This is a genomic window from Bacillus cereus group sp. BfR-BA-01523 (assembly GCF_022662615.1).
Classification (GTDB): Bacteria; Bacillota; Bacilli; order Bacillales; family Bacillaceae_G; genus Bacillus_A; species Bacillus_A mycoides.
Map to the genome: position 1 here is coordinate 513,052 of NZ_JAKUDX010000002.1, position 21,999 is coordinate 535,050.

Sequence of the window (21,999 nt, forward strand, 5' to 3'; positions counted from 1 at the left end):
TTAATTGCAGCTTTTTTTTATGAGGGAGTGAGAGAAATGGGCTATATGTTTACAGTAATGTCGCAAGCGGAAGCAGAAGAAATTGCATATAACTGGCATTATGAAGGGGAGTATTCCTTTTATGATATAGAGGCAGATGAAGAAGATTTAGCTGAGTTTTTAGAGGATGAGAGTAGAGGGAATCATACATTTTCTGTGAAGGAAAATGGTACTCTCATTGGTTTCTTTAGTTTTAGTAACATAAATAATCAAACGGTTGATATAGGTCTTGGAATGAGACCTGATATAACTGGGAATGGATTTGGTCTACAGTTCGTAAAAGCTGGACTAGCTTTTAGTAAAGAAAAATACGGATGCAATTATATAACACTATCAGTAGCGACATTTAATGAAAGAGCGATTAAAGTGTATAAAAGAGCAGGATTCGAAGCTGTTGGAACGTTTATACAGAAAACAAATGGTAGTTGTTTTGAGTTTTTGAAAATGAATTATATATGTAAAAATGATTAAAAAACAGAGGAGAACTTCTGTTTTTTTATTTTGATGTAGAAATAAATGATGTTTGTTTTTGTACTTGTTGTAATTAGAAGTTTTGAAATTTTGGAAGAGGATGTGTATGATTGAAGTTTAGTAGCAAATAGCAAGTTTAGCAAGGAGAGGTAGAATGATTACAATTAAAACGAAAAATGAAATAGATTTGATGCATGAATCGGGGAAGTTACTAGCTTCTTGTCATAGAGAAATTGCAAAAATGATGAAACCAGGTATCACTACACAAGAAATTGATACGTTTGTTGAAGCATATTTAGAAGAGCATGGTGCCAGATCCGAACAGAAAGGGTATAACGATTATCCATACGCAATATGTGCATCTGTGAACAATGAAATGTGTCATGGGTTTCCAACAGATGTTCCTTTAAGTGAAGGCGATATTGTGACAATTGACATGGTAGTAAACTTAAATGGTGCGCTTTCGGATTCTGCATGGACGTATATAGTTGGAGATATTTCTGATGAAGCAAAAAGGTTATTATTAGTAGCAGAGAGTGCTTTATATAAAGGGATTGAGCAAGCAATAAGTGGTAACCATGTTGGAGATATTGGATACGCAATTGAAAGTTATGTAGCCTCTGAAGGGTTTTCTGTTGCAAGAGACTTTACGGGACACGGGATCGGTAAAGAGATTCATGAAGAACCAGCGATTTTTCATTTTGGTAAACAAGGACAAGGGCCTAAGTTACAAGAAGGAATGGTAATTACAATTGAGCCCATAGTAAATGTAGGTATGCGATATTCTAAAGTAGATTTAAATGGGTGGACTGCAAGAACGATGGACGGTAAATTATCAGCTCAATATGAGCATACAATTGCGATTACAAAAGATGGTCCAATCATTTTAACGACGCTTAAATATGAAATGTAAGAGTTTGTAAAACTCGAACGAAAATAGTGTTTTCATAAAATTCGTACGTGTTTTTTTAATAAATGCTTTCCAAAATTTAAAAAGTGCGTTATAATCCTTCTATAAAATAAATAGTTAGCTACACTCATATAATCGCGGGGATATGGCCTGCAAGTTTCTACCGAAGTACCGTAAATACTTTGACTATGAGTGAGGACGAATATATTTGCTTGTTTAGCATTCTTTTTTGCGAAACTCCAAAAGCGCGTCTCTCACTTGTAACGAGTGGTGGCGGCTTTTGGAGTTTTTTTATTGCATAAGAGGGGGAACAAACATGAAAGTATTACAAGAAAAGATTTTGAACGAAGGAAAGGTTTTATCTGGTGACGTATTAAAGGTAGATGCATTTTTAAATCATCAAATTGACCCAGTACTTATGCAAGAGATCGGAAAAGAATTTGCTAAACGTTTTAAAGAAGAGAACATTACAAAAATCGTGACGATTGAATCTTCAGGCATTGCACCAGCAGTTATGGCTGCATTAGAGCTTGGTGTAAAAGTAATCTTTGCAAGAAAACGTAAATCGTTAACGTTACAAGATAATATGTACGTTGCAAACGTATACTCATTTACGAAACAAGAAACGAATGAAATTTCATTATCTCGAAATCATATCGATGAAAATGATCGCGTTTTAATTATCGATGACTTTTTAGCAAACGGTCAGGCTGCTTTAGGTTTAATGAGTTTAGTAGAGCAATCTGGAGCAAGTATTGCAGGAATTGGTATTGTTATTGAAAAAGCATTTCAAGATGGAGGAAAGAAGCTTCGCGAACAAGGAGTTCGTGTTGAGTCACTAGCAGAAATTGCATCACTTGATAACGGCACAGTTACATTTGTACAGCAAGAAACTGCGGAGGTGAAATAAACGATGAAGCAACATCCATTTAAAATCGCATCGCTTGGTATGCAGCACATGCTTGCCATGTACGCTGGCGCAATTATTGTTCCTCTTATTGTCGGCGGGGGACTTGGTTTAAATCAACAAGAGTTAACATATTTAGTCTCAATTGATTTATTAATGTGCGGCGTTGCGACAATTTTACAAGCATTATCAAATCGCTTTTTCGGTATTGGACTTCCAGTTGTACTTGGTTGTACATTTACAGCGGTTGGACCGATGATTGCAATTGGTAAACAATACGGCGTGTCCTCTATATATGGAGCAATTATTGCTGCGGGATTATTTGTTGTTATTTTCGCGAAATTATTTGGGAAGCTTGTAAAACTGTTTCCTCCTGTTGTAACAGGATCTGTCGTTACAGTTATTGGGGTTACACTTGTTCCAGCAGCTATTAATGATATGGCTGGAGGAGTTGGAAGTAAAGATTTCGGAAGTCTAGAAAATTTAGCGTTAGCATTTGGTGTTTTATTATTTATCATTATTATGTATCGTTTCTTTGATGGATTTATCCGTTCAATCTCTATATTACTAGGTCTATTGTTCGGTACAATCGTTGCAGCATTTATGGGGAAAGTAAGTTTGCAAGCGGTTGGAGAAGCGGATTGGTTCCACGGTATTCAGCCATTTTACTTCGGTACACCAACATTTGAATTAACGCCAATTATTACGATGATTTTAGTTGCTTGCGTAGGGATTGTAGAAGCAACAGGGGTATATTTTGCATTATCTGATATTTGTAATAAAAAGATCGGTGAAAAAGAATTAACAAAAGGCTATCGCGCAGAAGGATTAGCGATGGTTCTAGGTGGTATTTTTAACGCATTTCCATACACAACATATTCTCAAAACGTAGGCCTTGTTCAATTAACTGGAGTAAGAAATCGCGTCATTATCTATACTTGTGGTGGTATGTTAATTGCTCTTGGGTTTATTCCTAAAATCGCAGCCATTACAACAATTATTCCGAAATCAGTACTTGGCGGTGCAATGCTAGCAATGTTCGGCATGGTAATGGCGTATGGCATTAAAATGTTAAGCAGTGTTGATTTTGGAAAACAAGAAAATTTATTAATTGTTGCATGTTCTGTCGGAATCGGACTTGGAGTTACAGTCGTTCCAACGTTATTCTCACAGCTTCCGGAAAACATCCGTATTTTAACAGATAACGGAATTGTACTTGGAAGTGCGTCAGCAGTACTATTAAATATCGTATTTAATATGGTGCCACAGCGTAAAGTAAAAGAAGAGCCAGTGTCTATGCAAAGTGCAGTAAGAGAAGCGTAAAAAAGCAAGGTCTCATTATGAGACCTTGCTTTTCTTTTTAAGTGGCATCATTTTCCCGTACGTACCAAGACGCCAAATGTACTCAAGTGGCCCATATTGATAACGTGACAGCCACCAGCGGCTAATAAAGATTTGCAATGTGTAGAAACCGATGCAAAATAGTGGTCCTACCCATAATGGAGCGGGATAATAATTTTTGAAAAATAGGCCGAATACAAGTAACGTAACAATCGTATGCGTGATGTAATTTGTTAACGCCATTCGTCCGACATATTGGAACGGACGTAATAATGTTTGCCATCTTTCTTTTTGTAATAAACGCATGAGCGTGAAAATGTAGAATATGAATAATGTTTTTCCACTAAACATTGTAAAGGCCTGCATATAAAATGGTTCATAAGATGGTTTTGATAAGAAGTAACGGACCATGAAGAACCACATTGGTAATGTCAAAATGAACATAATGATTTGCCATTTTTTAAGCTTTGGATCTAACTCTTTCGTGCGGCGGAAAATATCTTTTTTGCCGGCGTATAAACCAAGTAAAAATAGTCCAACTGTTTCTGGGAGCATGAATACATTTAGTCCAATTCCTTCAGAATAAAATGCATGGAAACGATTTTGTATTTGTGACACCCAGTCTTCAAGTGGCATGATCGGTAAGGAAAACCCTAACTCTGCCTTTGGTACTAATGCAACCACTATACTAGCGATTAGCATGAAAAATTGAAAAATACTTAGTAAAACTAATGCCCATATTAAAATAGTACGAGGCTCTCTCTTATAAAATAACAATAAGAAAAATCCAGCGATGGCATAACTATGTAAGATGTCTCCGTCCCATAAAAGAACGTAATGCAAGAAACCAAATAATAATAAAATGAGCAAGCGACGAACAAATAAAGTTTTTGGGCGATCCGTTTTCGCTTCAGCACGAGTCATAAAAATGTAAAAGCCTAGGCCGAATAAAAACGAAAAGATAGTATAAAACTTTGTTTGAATAAACATATCGTAAAATAGACGGATATAGCTATTTAGCCCCTCATAAACTCCTGAAAGATCACGTGAGTCGATCCCAGCGATAACAGGCCAGTTAACAAGAAAAATACCTAGTACAGCTATTCCTCTAATAATATCGATGGAATGTATCCTCTCGCCTTGTGAAATATTTTGTGTCATTATTTTCCTCCTTGTTAAGTAATTCCCTTTTATCCCGCATTAACAAGCAGTAAGACTCCCACCTCAAAATTCAGTGAATACGAGGAAGTTAGGTGGGAGTCGGGCTGCTTGTAAAAGCCCGATTGGTTCAACTAATAATTAGTGGGGATGGGAAATATCCCCACTAATTACAGTTTCACTCTATTATACAAAATGTAAAGAGGAGGGTATATAGGTAATTTCCAATTTTTAAAACTGCTAAGATGTGTATTATGAGATATAATAAGAGTGCACAGCAAGTTTTAAACTTCTTTAAAACAGGCAGTAAAGCTCCTTTTCCCGAAGGAGCTTTCTTTTTTTAGAAATTTGTTGATAATGATTCTCTTTAATGATAAAATGTATTCAAAAGTGATAATCATTATCAAAAAGGTTGGTGTGTTAATATGGTGTATGCACTTGTTGCAGGAACGATTGCTATATATGTTGGTGTTACAAAGTATGTATTAAATGGAGTAGGAACAACAAAATGAATAATATTACATAAAATCCCTTTCATTTGTAAAAAGAATGAAAGGGATTTTTTATTTTTGATGTGAATATGCTGAAAATTTAGTATGATAATAAAGTGAAACTTTAATCAGCGGGGAGGTCTATCCCTCACTGATTACTAGCCCGCACGAAACGGGTTTTTACTGTCCACAAATAGCGGGATAAAGTATATACATCTTGGATAAAGGGGAACAAGGGGATGACAAACATAGTACAGACAAACGGTATGAAAAAACTTGTTTGTTTTTATGAAGAGTGGCAAAAAAACGGCGATGTAGAGAATAGTTTGAAGTTGTTTGAAGTGATTCAAAAATATAAACAAGAGCAGCTTATGCTAGCTTTTTGTGGTCATTTTTCTGCTGGGAAATCGACAATGATGAATCACCTATATAAAGCGCAATTATTACCGACAAGTCCGATTCCAACGAGTGCTAACGTTGTTAAAATTGAAAGAGGATCTGATCGTGTTGTTGTAACGATTAAGTCTGGAGAACAGTATGAATATGACGGCGCATATTCAGCAGAAGAATTAAAACAAATATGTAAGGACGGTGATGAAGTAATTGGTGTTCATATTTATCGAAATGATGCGCCAATTCCTGATGGGGTTATGTTAGTTGATACGCCCGGAATTGATTCTACGGATGATGCCCACCAATTAGCGACGGAATCAACACTGCATCTAGCAGATGTTATTTTCTATATGATGGATTATAACCATGTCCAATCAGAGGTTAACTTACAGTTTGTTAAAGAATTGAAACAACGTAATAAAACGGTTTATCTCGTTGTAAACCAAATAGATAAACATAAAGCAAATGAGTTATCGTTTGAAGAGTATAGAGATAGTGTAAAACAGTCTTTTTCTAACTGGGATATTGAAGTAGATGGTATTTTCTATACATCATTGCGAATGATGAATCATCCATACAATGAAATTCAAAGTTTAGAAGCATTAATCTTTTCTATCATGAAAGAAAAAGAGCAGTATGTAAGAAAGGGAATGGAGCGAGAAACAGAATATTTACTGCAAGAACATTGTTCGTTTATTCTTTCTGAAAATGAAAAACATCTCATGAAATATGAAGAAGAATTAACATCACCACTGTCACTTTCAGAGATAGTTGAAAAAAAGGAAGAGTTAACTGAAAATAAAAATCGGGTGGCTAGTAAAGAATCTGATGTGAGAAATGAATTTATAAAAGGTTTACAAGCCATATTAGATAACGCGTATTTAATGCCATTTGAAATGAGAGAATTGGCAAATAAATATTTAGAAACGAAATTAACGAAGTTTAAAGTTGGCTTGTTATTTGCGAAAGGAAAGACGGAGCAAGAAAAACAGAGACGTGTAGATGCTTTTTATTCTGCTCTTCAAAAGACTGTTGAAACGCAACTTGATTTTCATGTGAAAGAATTTATTGTAGCCTTCTTAAAAGAAGAAGGGTTATTTACAGAGGAAATAGGGAAAGACATATATGCGTTAGAAATTGCTTTCGAACCGGAAGTGTTGGCTGAAACAATTAAACAGGGGGCTGGATTTACCGGTGATTACTTACTTCTTTATACTGCTGACGTTGCAAATGAGTTAAAGAAAAGATACTTTATGAAATCACAGCAAATCTTTGGAAAAAGTACGGGTATATTGCAGAAGAAAGTGAAGATAGAGATTGCTCGTATTGAAGAAGAAATTGAAAAATACACGATGTTACAAACAGCAAAAGAAACAAAATTACAGTACATTAAGACGTATGAGGAATATGAGAGCTATTTAGGAGATATTTGGAATGAAAATGTTTCTATACCAGATGGATTGCAAATAGACGAAATATTACAAAGTAAAAAACAAGTTGTTAGTGAGAAGTTTAAACTACAAGAGCAAGAAATTGTAAATGATAACGTAGCGGCTAGTGAAGAAGAGATTAAAGGAACGAAAGCTTTAAATATTCAGCGTATATTAGAAAAAGTGAAGAAAGCTGAAACGATATTAGATCCATTGCCTACACTGAAACATCTACAGCAAGAAGTAGTTGGAAAAAGACAGCGTGTAGAAACGAAGCAATTTACAGTAGCGTTATTTGGAGCTTTTAGTGCTGGGAAATCATCATTTGCTAACGCATTGCTCGGTGAAAAGGTACTTCCTGTATCGCCAAACCCAACGACAGCAACAATAAATCAAATTTTGCCAGTTACAGAAGATAAACAACATGGAACGGTAATTGTCCAGTTTAAATCAGAGCAAGCGCTGTTAGAAGATATGAAAGCTGTTTATAAAATGTTTCACTATGAAATTGCTACATTGGAAGAAGCGTTAACGAAAATTGATCAAATTATGAAATACCCTTCACCAAGCGGGAAGCAAAAAACAACATTTAGCTTTTTGCGAGCGGTACAAAAAGGATATGAGGCAGTTGCTAATCATTTAGGGGAACAATTACAAGTTACGTTAGAGGAGTTCTCTGATTATGTAGCTAATGAAGAAAAATCATGCTTTGTTGAGTATATGGAGCTTTATTATGATTGTGCTTTAACAAGGCAAGGAGTAGCTCTTGTAGATACACCAGGGGCGGATTCTATTAACGCGCGCCATACGGATGTTGCATTCCAGTATATTAAAAACGCAGATGCTATTTTATTCGTAACATACTATAATCATGTTTTCTCTCGTGCAGATCGTGAATTTTTAATTCAGCTCGGTCGTGTAAAGGATACATTTGCACTTGATAAAATGTTCTTCTTAATAAATGCTGCCGATTTAGCACAATCTGAAGAAGAACTTGAAATGGTAAAAGGTTATATTGCGGATCAGCTCCTGCAATACGGTATTAGAAATCCACGTTTATTTGCAATTTCAAGTTTATGTGCGCTTGAAGAAAAGCAAGGGAAAAGTATTGATAAAGAAAAGTATGGTATTTTACAAAACTCCGGGATTACTAAATTTGAAGAATCATTTACGTCCTTTATGATGAGGGATTTAATGCTTGTATCTGTGCATGCTTTATATGGTGCATTGCAAGGAGCGAATCAGCTTCTTGTAAATATGATAAATGGCGCAAAGCAGGGAAATGATGAGAAAGAGAAGCAAACAAAAAAATATGAAGCAGAGCGTAATCAGCTACTTCATATTATTTCATCATATAGTGTACTTGCTGAAGAGCAAGCAATGCAAAATGAAGTGAAAGAATTGCTTTATTATGTACACCAACGTCTATTTTTACGCTATAACGATGTGTTTACTGAATTTATTAATCCGGCGTCGTTACGAACAGATGGGAATGTGAAAATGCAGTTGCAGCAATGTGTAATGGAATTAGTTTCATTTATTCAACATGATTTATTACAAGAAATGCGTGCGACATCATTACGTCTTGAAAAATGGATAGATGAAGCGATGAAGCGTGCAAAGGATGAAATTGTTGTGAATTGCAAAGTGGAAAATGAATCGATTTCTATGGGTGGAACAGTGGATTATGAATATAAAATTATTACACATAAAGAGCCGTTTCCTTCAATAGAAATAAAAGATTTTAAAAAGGCACTAGCACATTTTAAAAATGAGAAAAGCTTTTTTGAAAAAAATGATAAAGCTTTTATGCAAGAAGACGCTAAAGGAGTGTTAGAACCTTTCGTATCAAACTATGTAGTTGATGAAGAAGATTTATTCGTTCATCATTATAAGCAAGAGTGGGATGCAAAATGGAACCTATTCCAAAAAGTAATGCAGCAAGATATTGAGAATTATTATGAAAGTATATTATTCGCTTTAGCTGAAACAATTGATGTATCACTATACGAACAAAGTAAAGAAGAGCTACAAAAGCAGTTAGTAGAAATTGAAAAAGAAATTTATATTAAATAGCTGTTATGAAAAAAAGATTCGTTCAATTTTCTTTTGTAGTACAGTATCTAAAGATTTTACAAACCCTGCAAACTCATCAGTAGAAATCATATGGGTAAGAACTAAGCGTCTGCCGTCTGGTGTTTCACCGCATAAGACGAATGAAGAAAACTCATACGTTTTGTTTTCTACTACTAATTTTGGATAGGAATATGTGTCGCTCTTCTTTTTCTTTCCATCAATAGAGATGACGTTGCATTTTTTCTCATTGTTGTCCATGGTGAATCCCTCCTTTCTATTATCTATGGTAGACAAGGGGGGTTTAGAACAATAGAGGAGGGGGAATTTTTATGTCTGTTGTCATAGAGCGTATTTCGAAAGAAGCTATACCGAAATCTTTATTACTCCTTGCTGATCCAAGTGAAAGCCAAATTGATGCATATGTACAGAGTGGGTTTACGTATATAGCTAAACAAGAAGAAAGAATCATCGGTGTATACGTGCTTTTGGAAACAAGACCAAGGACAATGGAAATTATGAATATTGCGGTTGTAGAACATATGCAAGGAAAAGGTATTGGTAAGGAGTTATTGTTGCATGCAATAGAAAAAGCTAAAGAATATAATATGTATAAGCTTGAAGTTGGTACAGGCAATTCTAGTGTTTCACAACTTGCTTTATATCAAAAATGTGGATTTCGTATTTTTTCTATTGATTTTGATTACTTTTCAAAGCATTATGAAGAAGAGATTATTGAAAATGGGATTGTATGTCGTGATATGATTCGGCTTGCAATGGAATTGAATAAGAACGTATAACTTATTTAGGGGGAAGAGAAGATGGAAGTACATAAAGCAATTACAGCACATTCTCGTAAACAAAATGAAAGTGTAAAAGCATGTTTACAATTAGATGCGCAGCGTGAAGCAGCTATTGAAGCAGCCGTATCTCTTGCGTCAAAGGGGAAAGAATTTTCGGTTGATATCATTAATGTTGTAACAAAGCAGATTAATGATCTTGCAAAAAATGGTGTTACACTGCAGCGTAAATTTGTTACAGAAGAAATGGTTATGGAGTATGTAAGTCGTTTGCAAGAGAAAGAAGGTCGTTAAAGATGATAGTTACAGTCGAATGGTTACGTGAGCATATAGAAGATGAGAATGTCCGTATAATCGATTGTCGTTTTGATTTAGCGAATCCTAATTGGGGTAGAGAAAAGTATGAGGAAGAACATATTCTTCATGCGTTATATTTTGATTTGAATTTAGATTTATCAAGTCCTGTAGCAGAACATGGTGGCCGCCATCCATTGCCGAATATTGAGGAGTTTGCAGACAAGCTTTCACAAGCTGGTATTGGTGAACATACGACAGTGATTGCGTATGACAGTCAAGCTGGTGCAATGGCTTCTCGTTTATGGTGGTTATTAAACTATGTAGGACATGAGAAAGTGTATATATTAGACGGTGGATTTCCAGCTTGGAAAGAGAATGGATTACACACAACGCCGAATATCCCAGTTATTGCACGAAAACCTTTTATACCGGAAATACAAGAAAATATGCTTGTAACGATGGAAGATGTGAGAGGGAAAATTCGTGCAGGTGCAAATATGACATTAATTGATTCTAGGGAACCAAAACGTTATGCTGGTGCGGAAGAGCTCGTTGATTCGAAGGCAGGGCATATTCCGACGGCAGTAAACTATTTTTGGAAAGATGGGATTTTAGAATCGGGACACTTTAAAAACGAAGAGGAGCAGCAAGGGCGTTTCCAAAACCTTGATAAAGAGAAGGAAACAATCGTATATTGTGGTTCTGGTGTTACAGCGTGTCCGAACATAGTTGCATTAAAATTAGCTGGTTTTCAAAATGTTAAATTGTATACAGGTAGCTGGAGTGATTGGATTTCTTATCCAGAAAATCAAATTGCAAAAGAAGAAGATTAATCACTTGCATGCAAAAATAATTTGTATTAAAATAAGGTCACAAGCAAGAGATTGCTTCAAAAAAATTATATTTTACACATTGGAAACAATGTGATAATATAACGACAAGTAAATAATACATCCTGCGGTGTGCGTAACTTATTTATGTCTAAAACCGATGTTAGTTTTACGGAAGCTTAATATTTAGTGACCATTATCAAGCCTTCCTTGTGGAGGAAGATATACGGTAACTGTGAGGGCATCCACCTGCGAGTAGCGGGTTTTTGGACATTTACGAGAGACGGCACTTGCGGGGGTCTTATTTCAACTAATAGTATATAAAATTCCTACGGTGTACGTAGCTTGTGTATGTCTTAAACCAATAAGTATAATGCGGAAGTTCAATATTTAAATGTAGATAGCAGGCCATCTTTTTAAGAAGGAAGTTACAAACATTTGTGAGAACATCCACCTGTGAGAGCAGGTTTATGGACATCTATAGATAACGGCATATGTGGGACTATATAAAAAACCTTACGTTTTATACGTAAGGTTTTTTTGTTGAATAAATATACTCATGTTATCTCGATTTACCTGTAAAGTTCCCATAATAAATATAGCACTTGCGGTCTTCATCAATTTCTCTTGAATCGAGGGTGAATTCCAAATGTATTCCATCCCGTTGAATATATATAATATCTGAATGGAGAGAGGGTAAGATATCCTCGTAATTCCAAATATCTTTACTTTCTATCATAATTGAGCAGGTTTCCTTTAGTTCTTTAATTTCAAAACCTATGTGCGAGTATGTAGGATCTGAAGGGTCGTTGGAAAAAACTTCTTTTTGTATATATAACACTGCTGTCCCGTCTGGATCTACTGAAGTTGCAGTAACGATATATGTATTTCCATCTTTTGTAAAATATTCACAAGTCATGCGCGCGACAATTTCAGAATTAGAAATATTTGCGTAGTTCCATAAAGCTGGATACCCGTTTGTTTCATCATTGAGCCGATATTCCAATCGCATTTTATCCCTCTTCTTCCTTTTTCTTCTACTTTATCATGACATCTTATATAATAGAAATATAATTTAAAAAGGGGAGTGCAAAGGTGACAAAAACAAAATGGCTAGTAGGTAGTGTCCTGACATCTTTAATGACGGGCACTTTATTTGGCTGCGCGCAAGATATTCCCCCCGAACCGAATGATAATAGTTGTTCTGATTGGGATTGGGATGATGAACTTGGTGTTTGGCAGTGTGATGATAGTAGTTCAGGTTATCGTGGACATTACTTTTATGGTGGTAAATACTATCAAAATAAATCCACCTTCAAAAATTCATCAGAGTTTAAAACTTATCAATCTTCGGCCGAATTTAAAGGTGGAATTGGAAGCGGTTCAAAAGGTGGATTTGGAGGTTAAAATATGTCGCAATACATAAAGAAACGAAAAGAATTTTATTCGAATTATCCTCATTTCTGGTCGGATTTATATGAATGTGAGTATAGTTTGTTTCATGTTTTCCCGATAACAGAGCAAACGATGAAACAATTACAAGTAGCAACTGAACGAATGGGGAAAATATTTTTTAAGACTGCTAGACTTCTTCGGAATGTATCTAATGAACAGCTTCTTGAACTCGGTTTTCCAACTGCAAGCTTGCCTTTTATTAGACTGAAAGGGATGTATCCTGAATCTGTTATTTCACGATTTGATTTTGCTTTAACAGAGGATAATCGTATTAAAATGCTTGAGTTTAATAGTGATACTCCAACTTTTATTGTGGAATGCTTTCAAATGAATGGAAAAGTTTGTGAAGAACTTGACTATGATGATCCAAATGCAAATCAAGAGCGCTTACTTTCTTCTGGTATTACAAAAGCCGTAATGGAATTTACAAAAGGAATGGAAGATCCAAATGTTGTTTTCACAGCTCATCATGAACATATAGAAGATTGGAATACGACTATGTATTTGAGTGGGCTATGTCATGTTGAAAATAAAGTGATGCCAATGACAGAACTTAGAATTACAGATGATGCTTTAGTAGATAGAGATGGTGTACCAATTGATGTTTTGTATCGCCAAACATATCCAATTGAAGACTTAATTGAAGATCAAGATCCCGAAACGGGGGATTTGGTGGGAGTAGAACTTTTGCAACTTGTAAAAGAAGGAAAGCTTTTTATTATAAATCCTTTGTCGGCCTTTTTACTTCAGCCGAAATCAATTCAATGTCTTATTTGGGGATTAGCAGAAGAAGATGCTTTTTACACAAGTGAGGAACAAAAGTGGATTAAAGAATATATGCTTCCTACATATTTAGAGCCAGATTTATTTTTTGGGAAAAGTCCTTTCGTTCAAAAACCTTCGTTCGGTAGGGAAGGTGACACGATTACGATTCGTGATAAGGATACAAATATTATGATTCGAAATGCACATGAAACGTATAAATCGTCACTGCCTATATTTCAGAAATATACAGAGCTTCCAGTTGTATTTTTGGAAACTGAAAAAGGAATTGAGAAGCTGTCGTACGTGTTTGGGGCTTTTTTAATTGCTGGAAAAGCGAGCAGCATCGGTATACGTGCCGGGGAAAAAATTACGGGAAATGAATCGTATTATTTACCGGTAGGTATTAAGAAGGAGGAAAATAAATGATTAATTTTTTACTATATTTAGCAGTATCACTTGTACTTTTGTGTATCGGTCTTTTTCTTATGGAAGTGACAACGAAAGTTAAGGAATTTAAGTTAATGGCTCAAGGGAATAAAGCGGTAAGCTATGTACTTGGAGGAAGACTACTTGGTCTTGCTATCGTTTTATATTCAACGGCTGCTAATTCTATTTCAATTCTTGATATGGTTTCATGGGGAGCTGTTGGGATCTTAGCTCAAATTATTGTCTTTTATTTAGCGGAATGGCTTACACCACGTTTTAATATTAATAAAAGTCTTGAAGAAGATAATCAAGCAGTTGGTCTTTTCCTTATGTTTTTATCACTTTCCATCGGAATTGTAATTGCTGGTTGTGTAACGTATTAAAACCCTTACATTTTAACGTAAGGGTTTTATTTTTCATTTGCTAATTTTTTGCAATATGTGTTCAATTAATTTATGTAGCCGAACGCTGAGCAGGATGCGTATTAGTGTACTAAACTCGAGATAGTTATTGTAATAAGGAAAAGTTTCCATACAAAGTGTTGACATCTATTTTAAATAAGAGTAACATTTTCTATGTAATTATAATAAGTCTCTGTTAGGTGAGGCTCCTGTATAGAGAAATGCTACTGCCCAAAAATGTCGAGAGACGCCAATGGGTCAACAGGAATGATCGAATTAAGGTTTTTCTTAACGTAGCTGGTAATGAACCTATGCTATACAGTGCTAAAACTCGGCGAGGGAGAGGTCCATAGATTTCTAATTGTATTATATTAGGAATCGCTTATTTGTGTATGCAATGACCTTTGCTCTCTTATGAGTAAGGGTCTTTTTTGTTAGCAAGCTATGAGTAATTTCATAGTATAGATTATAACTAAAAAATTAAAGAGGAGGTGAGGAGCATGTCAAATTCTGACTCGGTTCCGTTACCCATATACTTCAAATCAAAAATATATGATGTAGGCAGGAAACGACTTGTTCCTCCCTCTATATTTATCATAATGTAGCGTTTATTCGAGTATTTAAGCGCTAGACACTTTCACAGTAAAGTGGATAAATTGAGAAACAAAGCGTTTCTTCCTATGTTGTAAAGGAGGAGACGATAATATGTTATATGTAAATAAAAGTGTGGGTAACACTTCGTATAAATTAAGTAAAAAAGCAATGAAAGAACAAACAATGCTTCAAAAAAATAAAGATTTATTAATTGAAATCGCAACAAGAGATGTAAAATCTGTATTTGCGTATTTTAAAACAACAAGAGACGGACTATCTATGAAAGAGGCACAAAAGCGTATTCAAGTATACGGCCGAAATGAATTAACCTCAAAAAGAGCGCGTATTGCGGAAGTAATGATGAAGCTAAGTGGAATGATCCCAGGTCTTTCAAAACAAAATATGGGTGATGAATTACAATGTGAAACAGTTACTGTTTCTAGAGTAGCTGGCTGTAGCGTAACAGGGCTAAACAGTGAACTAAAAATGATGAAATTACCAGTACAAGAGCTTGTACCTGGAGATATGATTTTTCTTGCAGAGGGCGATACAGTGCCAGCAGATGTACGTATTATTTATGCAAATGATTTATTAGTAAATGAATCTATGCTGACAGGAAACGATGCTAGTATTGAGAAATTTGAAAGTTGCTATCATCTTGAACGTAAACGATTTATTCCATTAAAACGGATGAAAGACTATAATCCACTTGAACTTGAAAATGTATGTTTCAAAGGTACGTATATTGTTGACGGAAATGCAAAGGCTGTAGTTGTTTCGACAGGTAAAAATACGTATTCAGGAATACTTCATACGTGCTGCGGTAGAATGTCTTAATGTGTTAATGATGCTAAATATACAAAAACAATGTATAATAGACAAAGTTGAACAAAAACGTAGAATGGTAATCTATATATAACCTTACGTGATAACGTGAGGTTATTATTTTTTGTTAGTAGGAGAGGAATTATGAAAAAAGTATTATTAGTTGATGGTATGGCACTATTATTTCGTGCTTTTTACGCAACAAGTGTATATGGACAATTTATGAAACGACAAGATGGTACCCCGACGAATGGGATTCATGGTTATATGAAGCATTTATTAACAGCAACACAAGCAATCGAACCAACGCACATTGTAACGTGCTGGGATATGGGAAGTACGACATTTAGAACGGAATCTTTCTCGAATTATAAAGCAAATCGTGCAGCACCGCCGGAAGAATTAATTCCGCAATTTGATTTAGTGCAAGAAATGACTGCGAAATTATCTATGCCTGTAATCGGTATGAAAGGTTATGAAGCGGATGATTGTATCGGTACGCTTGCAAAACAATATTGCAATGAAGCGGAAGTTTATATTTTGACAGGTGATACAGATTTACTTCAACTTGTTGATACGAATGTTACAGTTATGCTTCTTCGTAAAGGAATTGGAAATTACGAGTATTACACACCGGAAAAAATCATGGAAGAGAAAGGTGTAGAACCTTGGCAAATTGTTCATGCGAAAGCTTTCATGGGAGATACAAGTGATAATTATCCGGGTGTAAAAGGTATTGGTGAAAAAACAGCGTATAAGCTGATTCAAGAATACGGGACAGTATCGGCAGTGCTAGAAAATATAGCATCATTAACGAAAGCGCAGCGCACAAAAATTGAAAGTGATTTAGAGAATTTAAATATCTCTTTACAATTAGCGCAAATTCATTGTGAAGTTCCAATTGCATGCTTATTAGAAGAAGGGTTACACACAATGGACGAAGAAAAACTACGCTTTGTTTGTAACGAAATGAATTGGGGAAGACCTGAAATATTAATTAATATGCTTTAAAGAGCATGGAAAGGTTGATCAAATATATTTTTGATTAACCTTTCTTTTTTTGTTCACAAAGTTGTCAGAAAATAAACGGAATTTTCATCTGAAGTTCAAATGGAATTCACAACAATCAATTATTATAAGAACACACAGATAATTCCTTATCTTTTATATAAACCATCCCCCAAGGAGGAAAATAAACATGCGAAAAAAAGTGAGAAAATCCTTTAAACAATTATTAATAGAAAATAAACAATCCCTACTAACTAATAAAGAGAATATGAAAGAAATTGAAGAACGGATTGAGAAACGACATGTAGCATATAATGGTGCTAATAATTAAATAAAATAAAAAAGATAGCCTATAAATAAAGGCTATCTTTTTTATTTTATATTGAAAAAACACTAGCCCTCTCTTTAATTTTGTAAGTATGCAACATATTTTTATAGTGTTTTTCTAACAATATTACCCATTTTTCGAGGTTGAAATTGGTATATACCAATTTTTAGGAATTACTATTCATAATATTACAAAAAATGTTACAATACACTCAAATTTATACTATAAAATCATTTTAATATGAAAAATTGGAATGAAAAGAAAGGAGAGGAATATGAATAAAGATGTCGCTTTGAAATGATTATTATCATTTCATTAGGAGTTGATGTAAAACGATGGAGAGGCATGAAGAACTGGATTCTATAAGAGGAATTTCTTCATTGGTAGTAATGATTGGTCATTATTTGATGATTTTCTCAGCATTTCAAAATTACAGTTATGAAGATAATAAACCATTTGTTGTATATCTATTAAAAGAAACGCCTGCACGTCTTATTTTTAGTAGTGGTAACGAATCTGTTATTATCTTTTTTGTTTTGAGTGGATTTGTTTTGTATGAATCTATTCAAAAAACAAATAGTAGCTATGGATCATACCTTTTAAAACGTATATGCAGAATATACATTCCATATATTGTGGCAATAGTCATAGCTATTATATGCCAGACTACAATAAGTAAATATGGTATTTCTTATTTAAGCGAATGGTTTAATCGCTCATGGACGATTGAAAGTTCTTTAAGTCTAATAGCACAGCATGTTTTATTGGTTGGGAAATATAATACAGATACATATAACAGTGTGATTTGGTCACTTGTACATGAAATGCGAATATCTATAATTTTCCCGTTAGTTTTGATGGTTTGTTTACGCAAAACAGTAAGGGGTTCATTACTATCATTGTTTAGTTTTAGTATATGTTCTGTCGTGATATTATTTTTATTTCGCTCGAGTTTAACATTAACAAGCTATGTATTAACGTTGCATTACACAGTGCTGTTTTTACTAGGAGCACTAGTTGCGAAGTATAAAAATAATTTAATAGCTTTTTATAGTAATTGTACTAAAAATACGAAAATTACATGGTTTTTATTTGCGATTTTACTTTATATGTATGAAGGACTTATTGGAGAAATTAAAGTGCTCAATAATTTTATATTTCGAGACTACGTAGTAGCGATAAGCGCATGTCTATTTGTCATATTAAGCCTTTCAGTGTCAACATTTTCAACCTTGCTACGCAATAAATACTTGTTGTATTTGGGAAAAATTTCTTACAGTCTTTATTTGTATCATCTTATATCATTATTTTCCTTAATATACATGCTCAATGAAATATTACCGCTAACTATTATTTTGATTATGTCGCTCATTCTTTCTTTTATACTTGCAACGATTTCATATTTGTTTGTAGAGAAATTTTCATTCAGATTAGGAAAGTATATAACAAAACAACCAGATATAGAAAAGAAAGGGTTATCTGTACAAAATGATTAACAGGATGCTATTCATAAAAAGGCGGTGGAATCATTGAAGCAAGAAATTAGTATGAAAGATTTTCAACAGTTACTGAAAAGAAGATTCGTAACGATCATTTTGACGATGTGTTGTTTAACCGTTTCTCTAGTTCTTATTTCTATGTATGTGCTAAAGCCTTCGTATCAATATTCAGCGCAAATTCTTGTTGGAAATTTAGATGAGTTTAATAAGGAAAATACAGCGAATAAAACACAAGAAAATAAGCAACTTGTAACATCGTTTGTTGACATTTTAAAAAGTCCACTTATTATTTCGACAGTAAGAAACACTTTGAAATTAGAACAATCAAGTTATGAATTAGCACAAAAAATTTCGGTGTTGAATACGGACAACTCACAAATTGTTACTGTTACAGTAAAAGATTCGGATCCTAAAATCGTGAAAGAAATTGTAAAGTCATTGGCAGAACAATCTCAAAAAAGCTTTCAACAGTATACGAATGTACAGGGGGTAAAAATATTAACTGACCGAGAGTTACAGGAAGAAGCTGAAAAGCTGTTTCCGAAATTTCAACTTATCATTCCTATCTCTTTAATTGTTAGTTTTTTTGTTGGTGTAGGTTTAGCTGTATTTCGAGATTATTTTGATGAACGTATATACGTGGAACAGGATTTAGAGAAAATAACGACAGTCTCTGTTATTGGTCATATAAATATGAAACCGAAAAGAAAAAAGAAACCTACAGAGGTTGATAAGCAATCATCTATATATCGAGGTGAACATGTCGATGTTTAAGACAAAGAAAAAGCTGCCATTCGATCCGCATGATACTCTGATGAAAGAGCAATTTTATACTATATATCATGAATTGAAAAAATCAGGAAAACGAGTATTCACAGTTAGCTCAACGAAGGATAGAGGTGTTGTTGCTTCACTTATAGTAAATATGGGATTAGTTTTTGCGGAAATGAAAAAAAAAGTATTACTTGTCGATATGAATTTTTCTGATCCTAAACTCCATCTACTATTACACAGCAACCATATGACAACAGTAAACGATATATTAAGCTCTTCCGCCTTAAATTATGAATCTTTTTCTAGTTCTTTTTCTGAATATTTATATTGTATTCCCGCAAAAAAAAATGTACATACTGGGACGCCCTTAGTTGCTATGGATGAATTTGATAATGTAATAGACAAGTGGAAAGTAGACTTTGATTATATTTTCTTTTATTCATCCGAAGTATTGGAGCTTCCTGCTACGTATATTATTGCGGAGAAATGTGATGGAGTAATTTTGGCAGTCAAAAAACGAAAAGATTCGCTGCGTACAGTGAAAAAAGTAATAGCGGACATAAAGAGGAAAGAATGTGAATTGCTAGGTATAGTTTTATATTCTTGAATTTGGGGGTAACGATCCATGATTCGTGAAACAAATCAAGCTAAGTTGTATGCTATTCCGGCTCAAGAAAAGGATAAGGTTTTGAATCGAAGTGTAAAACGCTTGTTTGATATTATATTTTCATTCATATTGTTACTTTTTACGATACCAATTATGTTGTTTTTTTGTATTTTGATTGCTTTAGAAACATCAGGGGCTCCAATCTATTTTCAAGAGCGTTTAGGAATCAATGGAAAGAGATTTTATTTATTTAAATTAAGATCGATGGTTAGCGATGCTGAAAAGAACGGACCACAATGGGCAAATGAAAATGATCCGAGAATTACAAAGGTTGGATTGTTTATAAGAAAAACGAGAATGGATGAATTACCACAACTTATAAATATTTTAAAAGGTGATATGTCTTTTGTTGGTCCTAGGCCAGAGAGAGAGTATTTTTATGAAAAATTCGAAGTTAATATTCCAGAATTCAGGCACCGTTTATTAGTAAAACCAGGGTTAACAGGGTGGGCACAAATAAATGGAGGATATAATCTTGATCCGAAAGAAAAGTTGGAATTGGATATGGAATATATTGAAGTGAAGACGATTAGAATGGATATTCGTATTTTATGTAAGACAGTTTTTATTGTATTGAATGGGAATGGCGCAAGATAAAAAACATAGTAAATATAATTTTATGTAAATATTAAATTAATACACAACAAATATAAGTAGGTTACATGCAAAGGAGAACTGGTATGGGTAGATCCATTCTAAACAATATTGTACATCTATTTTATAGTACGATTTTAGCTAATCTTCTTCAAGCCATTAGCTTAATTGCTTTAGCCAACTTTTTTAATGCACAAAATTACGGGATGTTTAGTGTTGCGATAGCATTTACGTTTGTAATGTTATTTTTTACAGATTTAGGGCTTAGTAATACATTTCTTCGAGAAGGGGCAAAGGATGGAGTAGATTTAGGGACGATTGTATCTTCATACATAAAGATACGGATACTTCTTCTTATTTTTATTTCTGTAATTGGTTATATAGCTATTCATTATGTGTACGAGGATAAGAATTTAATTTATATGATGTTAAACGTAATGTTCCTGATGTTAATAGGCCTTACATGTCAAAATATAGGGATTGCCTACTTTCAGCTTATGGAACGTATGAAATATATAGCACTAATTAAAGTTGTATCCGCAACAGTTGTCATTATAATTACATGCTTTTGCATTTTCGGAGAATTACCAGTGTATATAACAGCTCGCTTATATGGTTTTGGTTATATGATTGGCGGTTTATTTAGCATATACGTTATGAGAAAAAAGACGAACATTAATATGAAAGTAGCAATTCATAAAGGATTGTTTTGGAAATTAGGTCCTTTTATTGTTAGTGGGTTTTTAATAATGAGTACGCCACAATTAGCACCCATCTTACTCAATTATACATTACCATTAAGTATGGTGGGTGTTTTCGCGGTAGCCTATCGGATGCCAGCGGCTTTATATCAAGTGCCAGGGGTAATTGCAGGGGCATTTTTCCCAGTGCTCTTTAAACACTATAACCAGAATAATTTAGAAGAGCATACGAAATTAAATATGATTCAAATAAAATCAATGGCGGTCGTGGGAATATGTATGACGATAGGTTTATATAATTTAGCACCCTATTTTATTTCTATATTTTTTCATGCAGAATGGAGTAATGCAGTAGAGCCGCTCCAAATACTATCTTTTCTCATTGTATTACAAAGTTTAAATGTTGCTATTGCCGATGGTTTAACAACGAGTGGATTTCAAAATAAGAGAACTGCCGTACAGTGTGTTGCTTTAGTAATTGGAGGAATTATGCTATATAGCTTCAGTAGCATTGGTGGAGTTAGAGGAGCGGCTTACGCTATGGTTTTATTTGAAATAGTGGCTTTGATTGGATATACAGCAGTAAGTACAGTGAGGAAAAAAATTATATTCCAAATTGTAATACCGTATACAATTTATTTTGGTGTAACTTTTATTGGAGTGCAATATGTATTAAAGACATATAATTTGATTGCACTTGTTCTTAATACGTTTATCGTAGTAGTTGGTATATTCCTATATGATTATGAGTTAAAAAAACTTATTCTTTCATTTATAAGAAAAATACGAGAAAAGGATTATATTACGAAGCAGGAGATATAG

General features: G+C 34.1%; 22 protein-coding genes, 2 other RNA genes and 2 riboswitches. Of the genes, 21 read left to right on the forward strand and 3 right to left on the reverse strand.

Going from position 1 to position 21,999, the window contains the following annotated elements; translation table 11 throughout:
- Positions 1-36: 36 nt before the first annotated feature.
- The 4 genes from MR066_RS07095 (at position 37) to pbuX (ending at position 3,650) form a co-directional block, all read left to right on the forward strand.
- Positions 37-510 carry a GNAT family N-acetyltransferase gene (locus MR066_RS07095; RefSeq protein WP_002166059.1) on the forward strand — a complete coding sequence of 158 codons (474 nt, stop codon included), beginning with the start codon at positions 37-39 and terminating at the stop codon, positions 508-510.
- Between the two features lie 154 nt (positions 511-664).
- A complete protein-coding gene (locus tag MR066_RS07100; protein WP_242246375.1) occupies positions 665-1,423 on the forward strand; it encodes a type I methionyl aminopeptidase in 759 nt (252 codons plus the stop codon).
- Between the two features lie 104 nt (positions 1,424-1,527).
- Positions 1,528-1,629: riboswitch (purine riboswitch) on the forward strand.
- A gap of 107 nt (positions 1,630-1,736) precedes the next feature.
- The gene (locus tag MR066_RS07105; protein ID WP_002030831.1) at positions 1,737-2,330 is read left to right on the forward strand and encodes a xanthine phosphoribosyltransferase; all 594 of its coding nucleotides are present in this window, start codon (positions 1,737-1,739) and stop codon (positions 2,328-2,330) included.
- Positions 2,331-2,333: 3 nt separating this feature from the next.
- Positions 2,334-3,650, forward strand: a complete 1,317-nt coding sequence (gene pbuX, locus MR066_RS07110; protein ID WP_242246377.1) for a xanthine permease PbuX — start codon at positions 2,334-2,336, stop codon at positions 3,648-3,650.
- A 15-nt stretch (positions 3,651-3,665) separates the two neighbouring features.
- Here the strand turns inward: pbuX and MR066_RS07115 are convergent, their stop codons facing one another.
- Complete coding sequence (locus tag MR066_RS07115) at positions 3,666-4,829, reverse strand: DUF418 domain-containing protein (protein WP_002135329.1); 1,164 nt, start codon at positions 4,827-4,829, stop codon at positions 3,666-3,668.
- 727 nt (positions 4,830-5,556) lie between these two features.
- On the opposite strand from MR066_RS07115, the gene MR066_RS07120 reads away from it, so the two are divergent.
- Complete coding sequence (locus MR066_RS07120) at positions 5,557-9,216, forward strand: dynamin family protein (protein WP_242246379.1); 3,660 nt, start codon at positions 5,557-5,559, stop codon at positions 9,214-9,216.
- Positions 9,217-9,219: 3 nt separating this feature from the next.
- Here MR066_RS07120 and MR066_RS07125 read toward each other — a convergent pair whose 3' ends face one another.
- Complete coding sequence (locus tag MR066_RS07125) at positions 9,220-9,474, reverse strand: DUF3931 domain-containing protein (RefSeq protein WP_000369740.1); 255 nt, start codon at positions 9,472-9,474, stop codon at positions 9,220-9,222.
- Between the two features lie 71 nt (positions 9,475-9,545).
- Between MR066_RS07125 and MR066_RS07130 the strand changes: the two genes are divergently transcribed.
- The 5 genes from MR066_RS07130 to ssrS (MR066_RS07150) all read left to right on the forward strand — a co-directional run bounded on the left by MR066_RS07130 (position 9,546) and on the right by ssrS (MR066_RS07150) (position 11,647).
- Positions 9,546-10,013 (forward strand): GNAT family N-acetyltransferase, encoded by a 468-nt coding sequence (locus MR066_RS07130; protein WP_242246381.1) that lies wholly within the window; start codon positions 9,546-9,548, stop codon positions 10,011-10,013.
- A 21-nt stretch (positions 10,014-10,034) separates the two neighbouring features.
- Positions 10,035-10,307 (forward strand): YpbS family protein, encoded by a 273-nt coding sequence (locus MR066_RS07135; protein WP_000451806.1) that lies wholly within the window; start codon positions 10,035-10,037, stop codon positions 10,305-10,307.
- Positions 10,308-10,309: 2 nt separating this feature from the next.
- Positions 10,310-11,143, forward strand: a complete 834-nt coding sequence (locus MR066_RS07140; protein WP_242246383.1) for a sulfurtransferase — start codon at positions 10,310-10,312, stop codon at positions 11,141-11,143.
- Between the two features lie 116 nt (positions 11,144-11,259).
- Positions 11,260-11,442: non-coding RNA, 6S RNA (gene ssrS / locus MR066_RS07145), on the forward strand.
- A 21-nt stretch (positions 11,443-11,463) separates the two neighbouring features.
- Positions 11,464-11,647: non-coding RNA, 6S RNA (ssrS, locus tag MR066_RS07150), on the forward strand.
- Positions 11,648-11,702: 55 nt separating this feature from the next.
- On the opposite strand, the gene MR066_RS07155 is transcribed toward ssrS (MR066_RS07150), so the two are convergent.
- Positions 11,703-12,152: a hypothetical protein gene (locus MR066_RS07155; protein WP_242246393.1), complete on the reverse strand. Its 450-nt coding sequence runs from the start codon at positions 12,150-12,152 to the stop codon at positions 11,703-11,705.
- Between the two features lie 83 nt (positions 12,153-12,235).
- On the opposite strand from MR066_RS07155, the gene MR066_RS07160 reads away from it, so the two are divergent.
- From MR066_RS07160 to MR066_RS07210, 11 genes are all read left to right on the forward strand, one after another.
- Positions 12,236-12,547, forward strand: a complete 312-nt coding sequence (locus MR066_RS07160) for a hypothetical protein (protein WP_002086563.1) — start codon at positions 12,236-12,238, stop codon at positions 12,545-12,547.
- A 3-nt stretch (positions 12,548-12,550) separates the two neighbouring features.
- Positions 12,551-13,786, forward strand: coding sequence for a glutathionylspermidine synthase family protein (locus tag MR066_RS07165; RefSeq protein ID WP_242246402.1), 1,236 nt, complete (start codon positions 12,551-12,553; stop codon positions 13,784-13,786).
- Positions 13,783-14,169, forward strand: a complete 387-nt coding sequence (locus MR066_RS07170) for a DUF350 domain-containing protein (RefSeq protein ID WP_002086561.1) — start codon at positions 13,783-13,785, stop codon at positions 14,167-14,169. The genes MR066_RS07165 and MR066_RS07170 overlap by 4 nt, the downstream gene beginning before the upstream one ends.
- A 203-nt stretch (positions 14,170-14,372) precedes the next feature.
- Positions 14,373-14,538, forward strand: a riboswitch (M-box (ykoK) riboswitch).
- Positions 14,539-14,892: 354 nt separating this feature from the next.
- Complete coding sequence (locus tag MR066_RS07175; protein WP_002011924.1) at positions 14,893-15,618, forward strand: P-type ATPase actuator domain-containing protein; 726 nt, start codon at positions 14,893-14,895, stop codon at positions 15,616-15,618.
- A gap of 132 nt (positions 15,619-15,750) precedes the next feature.
- On the forward strand, positions 15,751-16,617 hold the full coding sequence (locus MR066_RS07180) for a 5'-3' exonuclease (RefSeq protein WP_215552636.1): 867 nt from the start codon (positions 15,751-15,753) through the stop codon (positions 16,615-16,617).
- 187 nt (positions 16,618-16,804) lie between these two features.
- On the forward strand, positions 16,805-16,945 hold the full coding sequence (locus MR066_RS07185; protein ID WP_001228050.1) for an FbpB family small basic protein: 141 nt from the start codon (positions 16,805-16,807) through the stop codon (positions 16,943-16,945).
- Positions 16,946-17,277: 332 nt separating this feature from the next.
- Positions 17,278-18,438, forward strand: a complete 1,161-nt coding sequence (locus tag MR066_RS07190; RefSeq protein ID WP_242246404.1) for an acyltransferase family protein — start codon at positions 17,278-17,280, stop codon at positions 18,436-18,438.
- Positions 18,439-18,471: 33 nt separating this feature from the next.
- Positions 18,472-19,215 carry a YveK family protein gene (locus tag MR066_RS07195; RefSeq protein WP_242246406.1) on the forward strand — a complete coding sequence of 248 codons (744 nt, stop codon included), beginning with the start codon at positions 18,472-18,474 and terminating at the stop codon, positions 19,213-19,215.
- A complete protein-coding gene (locus MR066_RS07200) occupies positions 19,202-19,822 on the forward strand; it encodes a CpsD/CapB family tyrosine-protein kinase (protein WP_242246408.1) in 621 nt (206 codons plus the stop codon). Before MR066_RS07195 ends, MR066_RS07200 begins: the two co-directional genes overlap by 14 nt.
- Positions 19,823-19,840: 18 nt before the next feature.
- Positions 19,841-20,479, forward strand: coding sequence for a sugar transferase (locus MR066_RS07205; RefSeq protein ID WP_242246410.1), 639 nt, complete (start codon positions 19,841-19,843; stop codon positions 20,477-20,479).
- A gap of 83 nt (positions 20,480-20,562) precedes the next feature.
- Complete coding sequence (locus MR066_RS07210; RefSeq protein ID WP_242246421.1) at positions 20,563-21,999, forward strand: oligosaccharide flippase family protein; 1,437 nt, start codon at positions 20,563-20,565, stop codon at positions 21,997-21,999.